Origin of the sequence: Azospirillum oleiclasticum (assembly GCF_013423485.1) — a bacterium.
In the GTDB taxonomy this organism is placed as follows: Bacteria; Pseudomonadota; Alphaproteobacteria; order Azospirillales; family Azospirillaceae; genus Azospirillum; species Azospirillum oleiclasticum.
In genome coordinates this window covers 263809-276800 of the sequence record NZ_JABFFR010000009.1, presented here as the reverse complement: position 1 = coordinate 276800, position 12992 = coordinate 263809, and the positions used below count along the sequence as shown (strand labels likewise).

Genomic DNA, 12992 nt, shown 5'->3' with positions numbered 1-12992 from the left:
GCTCCGCGGCGCCCGATTGTCCGCGGGTCCGGGTCCATGCTAACAGACCATGCTATCAGACCGGGGTCGCCCGCGTGGCGGACCCGCATCACCACAGTTTGGATCAACAACCATGAGCACGCCGACCTCGGACTTCCTGCGCACCCTTCAGGAGCGCGGCTTCATTCACCAGTGCACCGACCTCGCCGGTCTCGACGCGCTGTGCCTGAAGGGTCCGGTCACGGCCTATATCGGCTTCGACTGCACGGCCACCAGCCTGCATGTGGGCAGCCTGCTGCCCATCATGATGCTGCGCTGGCTGCAGAAGACCGGTCACAAGCCGATCGTGCTGATGGGCGGCGGCACCACCAAGATCGGCGATCCGTCGGGCAAGGACGAGCAGCGCCAGCTCCTCACGCCCGAGCGGATCGAGGAGAACATGGCCGGCATCAAGCGCATCTTCGGCCGTTACCTGAGCTTCGGCGACGGGCCGACCGACGCGGTGATGGTCAACAACGCCGACTGGCTGGACAAGCTCGGCTACATCGACATGCTGCGCACCATCGGCCCGCACTTCACCATCAACCGCATGCTGACCTTCGATTCGGTCCGCCTGCGGCTGGACCGTGAGCAGCCGCTGACCTTCCTGGAATTCAACTACATGATCCTCCAGGCCTACGACTTCACCGAGCTGTACCGGCGCCACCGCTGCGTGCTGCAGATGGGCGGCTCCGACCAGTGGGGCAACATCGTCAACGGGGTCGAGCTGGGCCGCCGAACCGATCAGGCCGAGCTGTACGGGCTGACCACGCCGCTGCTCACCACCGCGTCCGGCGCCAAGATGGGCAAGACGGCGGCGGGGGCGGTGTGGCTGACCGACGACAAGCTGCCGGCCTACGAGTTCTGGCAGTACTGGCGCAACACCGAGGATGCCGACGTCGGCCGCTTCCTGCGCCTCTACACCGAACTGCCGCTGGACGAGGTGCGCCGGCTGGAAAGCCTTCCGGGGGCGGAGATCAACGAGGCCAAGAAGATCCTCGCCAACGCCGTCACCACGCTCGCGCACGGGGCCGCAGCCGCGGAGGCCGCCGCCGAGACCGCGCGCCGCACCTTCGAGCAGGGCGCCGCGGCCGAGGGGCTGCCGACCGTGGAGATCGCCGGTGCCGACCTCGCCGCCGGCATGGCGGTGGTGGACCTTCTCGTCGCCGCCGGCATGGCCCCGTCCAAGGGCGAGGCGCGCCGCCTGATCAAGGGCGGCGGCGCCCGCCTCAACGACCAGCCCGTCACCGACGAGGCGGCGAAGGCCACGTCGGCCGACGTGGTGGACGGGGTGATCAAGCTGTCGGCCGGCAAGAAGCGGCACGCGCTGGTGAAGGCGGTGTGACGGGCCGGGAGCGTCGCCGCACGGCGCCCCCACCCAAACCCTCCCCCGCGACGTGGGGGGAGGTCGGGAGGGGTCCCCAACTCAGGCACGCCCCCGACCAGACCCCTAATTCGCCCGCTGGTGCCATGGCACCTCGTCTTTGGGCGGCGGGGCGGGGCTGCCGTCGCCGAGGAAGAAGAGGTTGCGCAGGAAGCCGGGGGCGAGCACGGCCAGCGGGTTGACCGAGACGTCAAGGTTCTCGAAGGGGCCGCTGGCGTGCCAGGTGGCGGCGAAGATGCCCTGGCCGCTGCCGCCGCTGAGCCAATCGCCGAGCACCGGGATCTGGCCGATGATGCGGTTGATGCCGTAGACGGGCACGATGGTGCCGCGCAGCGCCGCCATCTCCTTCTCCACGTTCACGTCGCCCTCCAGCGTCAGACCCAGCGCGTTGCCGGAGGTCCGCACGTCCTTCAACGCCACAACGTCGCCCTGGCGGCGGAACTCGCCCTGCAGGCGGCCGAAGGTGATGCCCTGGCCGCCGCCGAGCAGCTCCGCCACCCCGCCCACCGACATGCTGTTCAGGATGCGGGCGAGCGCCGGGGCATCGACCAGCGTGTAGTCGGTCACTTCGATGCGGCCGGTGAGGGGCGCCCGGTGGCCAGGGCCCGAGGTGGTGCCGGTCACGCGCATCTTCCCGCCGCGCAGCCGGTCGGTGAGGTCGAGCGCCCGCAGCGCCCCGCCGAGGTCGTCGGTCTCGGCCAGCAGCGACTGGTCGGTCCCGGTGGGCAGGAAGCGTAGCACCAGCCGCTTTCCGGCGGGCGGCACCGCGGCGTCCAGCTCGATCCGCGTCCAAGCGGTGGGGTTGCGCACCGCCTTGGCTTTCACGCGGTCGAGCACCCGGTCGTCGCCGAACACCACGCGGTCGAGCGTCGCCGTCAGGTCGATGGGCGGCAGCGGCTTGTCGTCCTTGCCGTCCTTCCCATCACTCTTCATCAGGCCGCGGGCGTCGAAGCCGGTGCCCTTCAGCGTGGCGGTGTAGCGGCCGCCTGCCTGCTCCAGCTCGGCCACCAGATCGGTGCGGCCGGTGGCGATGCGGGCGTTGCGCACGGCGGCCAGCCGGCCGTCGGCGCCGAACTCCACGGCCGCCGACGCCTTCATGCCGCCGCCGTCGAGCCGGACGCTGGACAGGCGCGGCGGCCTGCCCTTGGGGATCTCCAGGGTGAAATGCCCCTCGGCCGCGGTGCCCGGCGGCTTTTCCCAACCCAGCTCGGTGGCGGTCAGGCGGGTCTTCGCGAGGTCGAGGACACCGGCCAAGGTGGCGCGCTTCTGGGCGTCCACGGTGTAGGTCATGTCCGCGCCCACCATGCCCTGCGCCCAGGGTGCGGTGTCGATCCCATGGCGCTTCAGCTCGGCGAGGTCGGCGTCCCCCTTGATGGCGATGCGGGTGCGCGGACCCTTGATCACGTCCTCGAACTGCTCGCGCCAATCGACGGTGATCGGAACCCCGGCGAACTTCGCCTTGCCCTTGACCGTCATGCCCTTGGTGGTCAGCGACAGGCCGAGCTCACCGTCGGTCACCGGCTGGCCCAGCGCCACATTCTCGGCCGCCGCACCCTTCAGCCGCGCCTCCACGCCCACGTCGATGTCCTCGACCTTCAGATCCTCGAACAGCGGGAAGGCGAAGCGCAGGTCGGCCTCCACCGTGCCGCGGGTGCGTTTGGGGTCCAGGTCGAAACGGGTGGGATAGCCCAGCGGCGGCAGGTCGATGATGCCCATCACCGTGTTGACCGGGCCGCGCACGGGGATGCGGATGTCGATGTCCTCGCGCACGGAGCCGAGATTGACGATGGTCACATGGCCCTCGCCGGCCTCCACATCCTCTATACGGCCGCCATGGGTGCGCACCCAGAAGGTCTGGCCATCGCTCACAGCCTCCACCCGCTCGATGCCGGTCGCCGGCGGCAGCGGCTTGAAGTAGCGCAGGGTGGTGTCGGTGGCCGAGATGGTGGCGTGGACATGGGTGGGGTCGAAGGCGGCGGGGTCGGACAGCGGTGCCGTCCCGGCCAGTTCCAGCCGCGCCTCCTGCACCACACCGCGCGACAGGTTCTCGGTGATCCAGGTCCGCACGATCGGCTTGAGCTTGGCCGGCCAGTAGCGCGGAAGATCGTCGAAGGGCACGGCGAGCAGCCGCAGCAGGCTGTCCAGCTCCAGCCGGCCGTCGTGGGTGCGCCCGTTGCCCGACAGCTCGATCACCGGCCCGCCGAGCTCCAGCGCCGCCCGCTCCAGCCGGTACTGCCCGGCGGCCCGGTCGGCGCTGCCGCGCAGCGCCACGCCGGACACGGCCAGCGGCTCCGGGAACAGGTCGGGAAGCACCAGCCGGCCGGCGCCGCCGCGCAGATCCGCCGAGCCGGCCAGGGGCGCAAAGCCGCGGTCCAGCGTCAGCTCCGCCCGGCCGCCCACCGGCAGCGCCGCCGCCGCCAGCGGCTCCAGCGCCGGCGCGAGCTTCGCGAACAGCGCCGGCTCCAGCCCGTCCAGAGTGGCAACGACCCGCGAGCCGCCGTCGCCGATCGGCGCCGCCTCGAGGCCCAGCCGCGCCGTGCGCCCGCCGGTCTCCACCGCCAGCTCGGCCCGTCCGCCGCGTGCACCGGGCGCCCCGGTCAGTTCGGCGTTGCCGGTGAGCGCCAGCCGGCCTCCGGCCTCGTCCAGCGCCAGCGAGAACCCCTCCACGCTCACCGTGCGCGCGGCAATGTCGGCGCTGGCGCGCAGCGTCGCCCCGGCCACCGCGAAGGGTGCGGGTCGGAGCGCCGGCAGCACCGCCTGGCCCGACCCGACCGACAGATCGGCGGCGGCCCGCGTCGGGTGGAAGGCGGCGTCGAGCGTCAGGTCCAGCCGCCCGTCCACCGGCGCCCGGAGCGCCGCCAGCGGGGCGGCGTCGGGGATCAGCCGGGCGAGCGACGCCGGCTCCAGGTTGGCGACGCCGAGCGACAGGCTGGTGCTGCCGTCGCCCGTCCAATGGTGCAGGGTGGCCTCCACCGGCGCCTCGCGGTCGCCGAGGTCGAGCGCCAGCCGGCCGCTGCCGACGATGCCGGCCGCCCCCCGCGCCAGCGTGATGTCGGCGCGGGAGGCGCGCCACGTCACGCCGGACACCCGGTCCACCAGCCGCAGCTCCGCCCCGGTGATGGTGACCGTGCGCAGCAGCCCCAGCGGCTCGGCGACGTCGGGCGGTTGGCGCAGCGCCGCCAACAGATCCGCCGCGACCGGTGTGCCGCTTTCATCCTGGTCCGCGTCCGCGGCGGCGGGGCTGTCCGGCGTGGCGAGGTCGAAACCGTAGTGGTCGCCCTGGTCGCGCAGGATGGTGACGCGGGGATGGATCAGCTCCATCCGCGTTGGGCGCAGATGGGCCGTCAGCAGCGCCGGGACGGAGAAGCCGACGCCCATCTCCGGCACCTCGGCCAGCGTGGCGCCCTCGGCGTTCAGCGCCCGCACCCGCAGCGCCCGCAGGTCGATGCGGCTGCCGCGTTCGTCGTCGTCCACCCAGGCCAGCACCAGCCCGTCGATATCGACGCGGAAACGCCCGTCGGGCGGCGCCATCTCGCGTTCCAGCAGCGGCACCGCCGCGTCCAGCGCGATCGGCCCCTGGGCCAGCCGCCACACGAAAAACCCGGCGCCGGCGCCCAGAACGGCGGTCACGGCGAGCAGGGAAGCGACAGCGATCCGCAAGCCTTTCCGGATCACGTACGCGGGCCTCTTGCGGTGTGGCGTTGCGGAGCCGGGCCCCCCTCCCGACCTCCCCCCACTTCGCAGGGGGAGGAGAAAAAGCCCTCCCCCGCGGAGTGGGGAAGGGTTTGGGTGGGGGCCGGGCGCGACGGCCGTTCGCGCTCAACCCCGTTGACCCCACAGCGCGGCCCGTGCAGGGTCATGCCCGTTTGTTGGGCAGGGAAGACCGAGATGCCGACCAGTGCGCTGCCGAAACCCTTCGATACCGGGCTCGCCGAACGCGGGATGGAGCGCTGGCGCCAGGAGGCGCAGGCGGCGGGCGGGGAATTGGGCGCCTGGGCGGAAGCCTTCGTAGACGACGCCGACGGCCGCGCGCTGCTGGAGGCTGTCGCCGGCAACAGCCCCTTCCTCGGGCAGATCCTGACACGCGAACTGTCCACCGTCCGCCGCATCGTGGAGGAAGGACACGACGCCGCCTTCGCCGCGCTGATGGTCGGGGTGGAGCGGGACGGGGCGGGGGAGCGCAACACCGACGCGCTGATGGCCACACTGCGCGTTGCCAAGCGGCGCGCGGCGCTGTTGATCGCCATGGCCGACATCGCCGGCGCCTGGCCGCTGGAGCGGGTGACCGGTGCGCTGAGCGAGTTGGCGGAGACCGCCCTGCGGCTCGCCTCGGCGCATCTGCTGCGCAAGGCGGCGGACGGCGGGATGCTGACGCTTCCCGATCCGGAGCGGCCGTGGGTGGGGTCTGGGCTCATCGTCCTCGCCATGGGCAAACTCGGTGCGCGCGAACTCAACTACTCAAGCGACGTCGACCTCATCGTGCTGTACGACGACGAGGTCGTGCGCACGCCGAAGCCGGACCATCTCGCGCGCACCTTCATCCGTCTGGCCCGCGATCTTGTCCGCATTATGGAGGAGCGGACGAAGGACGGCTACGTGTTCCGCACCGACCTGCGCCTGCGCCCGGACCCTGGTGCCACCCCGCTGGCGGTGTCGGTCAGCGCGGCGGAGGTCTATTACGCCAGCGTCGGCCAGAACTGGGAGCGGGCGGCGATGATCAAGGCGCGCCCCGTCGCCGGCGATCCGGAGGCGGGGGCGGCCTTCCTGCGCACGCTGGAGCCCTTCGTCTGGCGCCGGCACCTGGATTTCGCCGCCATCCAGGACATCCACTCCATCAAGCGCCAGATCAACGCGCACAAGGGCCACCGGGAGATCACGGTCAACGGCCACGACATCAAGGTCGGGCGCGGCGGCATCCGCGAGATCGAGTTCTTCGCCCAGACCCAGCAGCTCATCTTCGGCGGCCGCGATCCCCGGGTGCGCATCGCGCCGACGCTGAAGGCCATCGGCGCCCTGACCGACACGGGCCGCGTGCCCGCCGCGGCGCTGGAGGAGCTGACCGAGGCCTACCACTTCCTGCGCCGGGTGGAGCACCGGGTGCAGATGATCGACGACCGCCAGACCCATCGCATCCCGGAGACGGCCGAGGGGGTGGCTCACCTCGCCACCTTCCTCGGCTACCCCGACGGCGAGGCGTTCCGCGCGGCACTGCTGGCCCGGCTCGGCCGGGTGGAGGACCGCTACGCCGAACTGTTCGAGGAGGCGCCGCCGCTGTCCGGTCCCGGCAACCTCGTCTTCACCGGCACCGATGACGACCCCGGCACGGTGGAGACGCTGGCCCGCATGGGCTTCCAGGACCCGTCGCGGGTGATCGCCATCGTGTCCGGCTGGCACCGCGGTCGCTACCGCGCCACCCGTTCGACCCGCGCGCGCGAGCTGCTGACCGAGCTGGCGCCGGGGCTGCTGGAGGCGCTCGCCGGCACGCCACAGCCGGACGCGGCGCTGGTCAACGTCGACTCCTTCCTGGGCAAGCTGCCCGCCGGGGTGGGGCTGTTCTCGCTGTTCTACGCCAACCCCTGGCTGCTGACGCTGGTGGCGGAGATCATGGGCACCGCGCCGCAGCTGGCGCTCACCCTGTCGCGCAACCCGCTGCTGCTGGACGCCGTGCTGTCGCCCGACTTCTTCGACGCGCTGCCCGGCCGCGACGCGATCGCGGCGGAGCACGCCCGCGCCATGGCCGCGGCGCGCGATTTCGAGGACGCGCTGGCGCTCTCGCGCTCCTGGACCAACGACCAGCGCTTCCGCGCCGGGGCGCAGATCCTGCGCGGCATCACCGACGGCGACCGCAGCGGTCCCTTCCTGGCCGACCTTGCCGACGTGGTGGTCGCCGACCTCGCGAACCGGGTGGCGGAGGAGTTCGCGCGCCGGCACGGGCGGGTGCCGGGCGGCTCCTGGGTGGTGGTCGCCATGGGCAAGCTGGGCAGCCGGCAGCTCACCATCACGTCGGACATCGACCTGATCGTCGTCTACGACGCGCCCGCCGATTCGCGTCAGTCCGATGGGCCGAAAGCGCTGGCGCCCAACGAGTATTTCATCAAGCTGACGCAGCGCCTGACCAACGCCATCACCGCGCCGATGGCCGACGGGCGGCTCTACGAGGTGGACATGCGGCTGCGCCCGTCCGGCAACGCCGGGCCGCTCGCCACCTCGCTGGAAGCCTTCGTGAAGTATCAGGGCAAGGACGCCTGGACCTGGGAGCACATGGCGCTGACCCGCGCCCGCGTGATCGGCGGCGACCCGGCTCTGGCGGCCCGCGTCGATGCCGCCGTGCGGGCCGTGCTGACGGCGGAGCGCGACCCCGACCGGCTGCTGCGCGACGTGGCCGACATGCGCCGCCGCATCGACAAGGAGTTCGGCACGCCCAACGTCTGGAACGTGAAATACGCCCGCGGCGGCCTGATCGACATCGAGTTCGTGGCGCAGTACCTTCAGCTCCGCCATGGCGCGGCGCACCCGGACATCCTGTCCGTGCACACGGCCGCGGCCATCGGCAACGCCGCGCGCAGCGGCCTGCTGGATGCGGCTGTTGCGGAGGAGCTGGTGGCGGCGCTGAGGACATGGCGGCGGGTGCAGGGCTTCCTGCGGTTGACGACGGACGGCGTGCTCGACCCGGCGCAGGCGTCCCCGTCGCTGGTGCCCGGCCTGGGGCGTGCCGCCTTTCCCGACGACCCACCGCCGGTTGACTTCGCCGCTCTCGACACCAGAGTCCGTGCGCTGGCCGCCCGCGCCCACGACCATTACCGCCGTCTGGTCGATGAGCCGGCAGCACAGCTGCCACCCGTCAACACCCCAGCACCCCTTGCCGAGGAGAAGCCTGTCCCATGAGCGTCGAGGCCGGATCCCCCGCCCCGGATTTCACCATGCCGACCGACGGCGGCGGCAGCGTCACGCTGTCCGCCCTGAAGGGCAAGCCGGTGATCCTGTATTTCTACCCCAAGGACGACACGTCCGGCTGCACCAAGGAGGCCTGCGGCTTCCGCGACCAGTTCCCGGACTTCGGCGGCATCGACGCCGTGGTGATCGGCGTGTCCAAGGACAGCGTCGCCAGCCACGACAAGTTCAAGGCCAAGTACGAACTGCCCTTCACCCTGGCGTCCGACAAGGACACCGGGGTCGCCGAGGCGTACGGCGTGTGGGTGGAGAAATCCATGTATGGCCGCAAGTACATGGGGCTCGATCGCGCCACCTTCCTGATCGACCGCGAGGGCGTGGTGCGCGAGATCTGGCGCAAGGTCAAGGTGCCCGGCCACGTGGAGGCGGTGCTGAAGGCGGCCAGGGCGCTGTAGCGTCCTACGCCGCCCCGGCCTGGAGGCGCCCGGCGGGGAAGCGGTGCACGCGGTCGCGGACGATCATGTGCACAGCGAAGCCGCCGGGGAACAGGCCACGCACGGCGGGGTCCATGACGTTCAGCCCGCCGGCGAAGGCGCCGAAGGCCGGCATCACCAGCCGGTTGCCGTCCTCCGCGAAGCAGCGGGCGCGTACGCGTCCGCTGGTCACGCGTACGGTCGCCACCGGGTGCAGGTGCCCCGACAGCTCACCCACCGCACCCGGCACCGCCTCGTGCCGGAAGACCAGCGGTCCCAGCGTCACCTCCGCCGCGGCGCGTCCGCCCAGCCCGCGCGGCGGCTCCGGGTCATGGTTGCCGGTGATCCACACCCAGTCCACCGACGCGGTGAGCGCGCGCAGCGCCTCCGCGTCGTCCGGGGCCATGCGCGTCTCGGCCTTCCGGTCGTGGAAGCTGTCGCCCAGGCACAGCAGGGTCGCCGGCGTCAGCCGCGCCATCGCCTCGCCCAGCCGCTCCAGTGTTGCCCGCGTGTCGTAGGGCGGCAGCATCCGCCCGCGCGCGGCAAACCCCGATCCCTTCTCCAGGTGCAGATCCGCCACCACCATCACCCGCCGTTCGGGCCACAGCAACGCCCCGGACGAGTCGGCGAGCAGGTCGGCGCCGTTCAGGCGGAGGGGGGACAGGTTTTGGAACGTATCACGAACATCAGGCATGCGTTCTTGTCGGTGATCCGGCCTGGAATGTCCAGCGCGAACCGCCGCCATGGGCGCCGGTTCCTCAATAGATCAGCTCGTTCTCGCCGCTGCCCTCGGAGATGACGATCTCGCCGCGGGCGGCGAGGTCCTTGGCGAGCTGGACCATGTACATCTGCGCCTCGTCCACCTCGCGGACGCGCACGGGGCCCATGGCGGCCATGTCCTCGCGCAGGATCTTGGCGGCGCGCTCGGACATGTTGGAGAAGAACAGGTCCTTCAGCGTTTCCGAGGCACCCTTCAACGCGGTGCCCATCTTCGCCTTGTCGACGTTGCGCATCAGCGTCTGCACGCCGGACGGGTCGAGCTTCGACAGGTCCTCGAAGGTGAACATCAGCGCCTTGATGCGTTCGGCGCTGTCACGGTTGCGTTCCTCCAGCGCCGCCATGAAGCGGTGCTCGGTGGTGCGGTCCAGGTTGTTGAAGATTTCCGCCAGCAGCTCGTGGCTGTCGCGCCGGCTGGTGCGGGCGAGGTTGGTCATGAACTCCGTGCGCAGCGTGCGCTCCACGTCGTCCAGCACCTCCTTCTGCACGGCCTCCATGCGCAGCATGCGCATGATGACCTCCATGGCGAAGCTCTCCGGCAGCAGCGTCAGCACCCGGCCGGCGTGTTCGGAGCGGATCTTGGACAGCACGACGGCGACGGTCTGCGGGTACTCGTTCTTCAGATAGTTGGCCAGCACCGTCTCGTTCACGTTGCCGAGCTTGTCCCACATGGTGCGGCCGGCGGGACCACGGATTTCCTCCATGATCGCGTCGACCTTGTCCTTGGGCAGGGTCTTCAGCAGCAGCCGCTCTGTGCTGTCGAAGGTGCCGACCAGCGAGCCGGTGGCCGACATCTGCTCCGCGAACTCGACGAACAGACGCTCGATGATGTTGGCGGACACCGTGCCGAGGTTCGCCATCACCTGGGACAGTTCCTTGATCTCCTCGTCGTCCATCATCGAGAAGAGCTTGGCCGAGTGCTCCTCCCCCAGGGCGAGCATCATGATCGCGGCCTTCTCCGGGCCTGTGAGGGTGCGATAGTCCTCGCGAACCTTGAGCGCCATGGGTGAATGCTCCTGCCGACGATGCGCGCGCGTACCGTCAGTATTACCACAGGCGGCGGCCCCGTCCATGGGGAGGAGATTGGGGCAATGGGCGGCCCTCGTCGCGCCCCGTCCGATCGTGTAGGTTTCGCATGTGCGAAAACGCAGCGGAGGTGGCTAATGCCGGTTCCATTGATCGTCCATGCGGCGGGCGGCGAAGGTCCCTGGCGGATCGACCGCATCGATCCGGTGATCGGGGCTTCGCTCCCCTGGGCGCCCCGTCTCGCGGTCACAGGCGGCGATGCCGGCGGGTCCGGCCCCGGCGCCGCTTGGGTCCTCCGTTCCTTCACCAGCAACACCCGCTACACCGAACGCGCCGAGCTGGACGCGCTGACGGCGCGCCAGGAGGGGCTGGGCCGGCCGGCCGCGACGCGCGCCGCCCTCATCCCCATCCGCAAGACCGCGGCGTGGTGGGCGCTGGCGCAGGACGAGCGGCGTGCGGTGTTCGAGGCACAGTCGCGCCACATCGCCATCGGGCTGGACTATCTGCCGGCCGTCGCCCGGCGCCTGCACCATTGCCGCGACCTGGGGGAGCCGTTCGATTTCCTCACCTGGTTCGAGTACGCACCGGAGGAGTCCGACCGCTTCGAGGAGCTGGTCGCCCGGCTGCGCGCCACCCCCGAATGGGACTACATCGACCGCGAGGTCGATATCCGCCTGACCTGGGACGTGCCCGTGCGCAACCCATAGGGCTTACCGTCGTACGCGGGAAGTGGTAGCATAGGACACCCGTTTTCGTATCATCGGGGGCTCCATGATCCGTTTCCTGATTGTGGTCGCCGGTTGTCTGGCGCTGTCCGCGTGCCAGACGATGGGCAGGGATTCCGAAACCATCCGCAAGCAGTTCTTTGCCGGCATGACCCGGACCAGCTACGGGCCGCTGCGTCCGGTGGCGTTGACGGCGGCACAGGCGATGGCCGTGTGCAACCCGGAGCGGTCGATGGGCGCGCCGCTCGACCAGCTCTCCGTGGATCTGGCGAAAGGCTTTGGAGCCGCCATCGGGCTCGACAAGACAGGCTCGGTGCTGGACGAGCAGATCGTCCTCAACGAACTGACCAAGCACTTCAAGAAGCCGCAGAGCACGACGCTGCCCGGTGTCCGCCTGCTGCGGAGCGACCGCAACGGGATCGATTTCTGGTACCAGCCGATCATCGTCGATCTGGAGGAGACCGCGGCGGCGGCGGCGGACTGGTGCGGGCGGGAGAACCGGCGCGCGGTGTTCGAGGGGGCGGCGGTGGGCTGCCGCGACGCCGGCACCATGCCGATGCCGATCGGCGGCTCCCCAATGCGGGTGGTGGAGAACTACGCCATCGCGGGCTACCGCTGCGAACCGGGCAAGGCGGGAAGCAAGCCGGCGAAGAAGAGCTGAGCGTCGCTCCCGTGAACGCCGGTCAGCCCCCTACCGCGTTGCCCGGCCGAACGCGACCCGCAGGGCGTCGGCGACTGTCGGCTCGATGAGTGAGCCGTGCGTCTCCTCCGGAAAATGCCGCACGTCAACGCCGAGACCGGGCACCCGCGCCAGGGCCGCCGCCACATCGCGTCCGTCGGGTCCGGAGCGCAGAGCCTCCATGCGCGCCGCATCGGCGCTGGTCTGGCCGGGTCGGGGCGGCCGGGTGCCGGAGGTCTCGATCAGGATGGACGCGCCGCCGCCGTCGCCACCCGCGATGAAGGCCGCCATCTCGTCGAGGATCGAGCGGCCGTTCCACCAGACCGACGGGTCGGCGGCGATGAAGCCCTGGAAGCCACCGCTCCGCCGGAACAGCATGTGCAACACGAACAGTCCGCCCAGGGAATGGCCATAGAGCCATCGCCGCCGCCGATCGACCGGCACCCGCGCCTCGACGGCCGCCATCACCTCCGTCTCCAGGAAGGAGCGGAAGGCATCGCGCCCGCCGGTTACGATCGGGTTCCCCCGCCGCGGCGGAAGGAACTCCGCCGCGGTCGGCGGGGTCAGGTCGAGATAGCGGCGCTCCACGTCGAAACGCCCCTCGACCGGATAGCCGACCCCGACGATCACCGCGGCGTCGCCCGGCACCTGCGGCAGCGCCTTGAGCGCCAGCGGCACCGTGGCGTTGCCATCGAGCATCGTGAGCACCGGGAATCCCGAAGGCGGCGGCGGGGTCACGGGGTGCACCAGAAACACGCGGTACACCCCACCGTTCCCGCCGGAGGACAGGTCGAAGACCTCCACTCTCCGCTCGGAGGACGACCGGTCCGCGGCGTCGGCGGTGGCGGTTGGACGTGGAAGCACAGCCAGCAGGCCCCCGGTGAGCAGAGTCCGCCGCCGCAGCAATGCATGGTCCATCACGCGCGCTCCACCAGCACCCGGTGGGCGTCGCTTCGGCTGTCGCGCGCACGCGTCGGCGGTATGGCGCAGCGGGAGTGTGTGACGGGGAAGGGCATCGT

The 12992-nt window shown here is 71.1% G+C and carries 9 protein-coding genes; 5 read left to right on the top strand and 4 right to left on the bottom strand.

Annotation, left to right across the window (positions count from 1 at the left end):
- The first annotated feature begins 112 nt into the window (after positions 1-112).
- Complete coding sequence (gene tyrS, locus HL658_RS13255; protein WP_180282441.1) at positions 113-1363, top strand: tyrosine--tRNA ligase; 1251 nt, start codon at positions 113-115, stop codon at positions 1361-1363.
- 105 nt (positions 1364-1468) lie between these two features.
- Here the strand turns inward: tyrS and HL658_RS13250 are convergent, their stop codons facing one another.
- Positions 1469-5062 carry a YhdP family protein gene (locus HL658_RS13250; protein ID WP_180282440.1) on the bottom strand — a complete coding sequence of 1198 codons (3594 nt, stop codon included), beginning with the start codon at positions 5060-5062 and terminating at the stop codon, positions 1469-1471.
- 228 nt (positions 5063-5290) lie between these two features.
- Here HL658_RS13250 and HL658_RS13245 point away from each other — a divergent pair, with 228 nt between their 5' ends.
- Together HL658_RS13245 and bcp are read left to right on the top strand one after the other, a co-directional pair.
- Entirely contained in the window at positions 5291-8287 is a 2997-nt protein-coding gene (locus tag HL658_RS13245) for a bifunctional [glutamine synthetase] adenylyltransferase/[glutamine synthetase]-adenylyl-L-tyrosine phosphorylase (RefSeq protein ID WP_246337548.1), read from the top strand.
- The gene (gene bcp, locus HL658_RS13240) at positions 8284-8748 is read left to right on the top strand and encodes a thioredoxin-dependent thiol peroxidase (RefSeq protein WP_180282438.1); all 465 of its coding nucleotides are present in this window, start codon (positions 8284-8286) and stop codon (positions 8746-8748) included. The genes HL658_RS13245 and bcp overlap by 4 nt, the downstream gene beginning before the upstream one ends.
- 4 nt (positions 8749-8752) lie before the next feature.
- Here the strand turns inward: bcp and pdeM are convergent, their stop codons facing one another.
- Positions 8753-9460, bottom strand: a complete 708-nt coding sequence (pdeM, locus tag HL658_RS13235) for a ligase-associated DNA damage response endonuclease PdeM (RefSeq protein ID WP_180282437.1) — start codon at positions 9458-9460, stop codon at positions 8753-8755.
- 64 nt (positions 9461-9524) lie between these two features.
- Positions 9525-10547 (bottom strand): flagellar motor switch protein FliG, encoded by a 1023-nt coding sequence (gene fliG / locus HL658_RS13230; RefSeq protein ID WP_180282436.1) that lies wholly within the window; start codon positions 10545-10547, stop codon positions 9525-9527.
- A gap of 159 nt (positions 10548-10706) precedes the next feature.
- On the opposite strand from fliG, the gene HL658_RS13225 reads away from it, so the two are divergent.
- The gene (locus HL658_RS13225) at positions 10707-11276 is read left to right on the top strand and encodes a chlorite dismutase family protein (protein ID WP_180282435.1); all 570 of its coding nucleotides are present in this window, start codon (positions 10707-10709) and stop codon (positions 11274-11276) included.
- Between the two features lie 64 nt (positions 11277-11340).
- Positions 11341-11955, top strand: coding sequence for a hypothetical protein (locus HL658_RS13220; RefSeq protein WP_180282434.1), 615 nt, complete (start codon positions 11341-11343; stop codon positions 11953-11955).
- Positions 11956-11985: 30 nt separating this feature from the next.
- Here the strand turns inward: HL658_RS13220 and HL658_RS13215 are convergent, their stop codons facing one another.
- The gene (locus HL658_RS13215; RefSeq protein WP_180282433.1) at positions 11986-12891 is read right to left on the bottom strand and encodes an alpha/beta hydrolase; all 906 of its coding nucleotides are present in this window, start codon (positions 12889-12891) and stop codon (positions 11986-11988) included.
- Between the last annotated feature and the right edge of the window lie 101 nt (positions 12892-12992).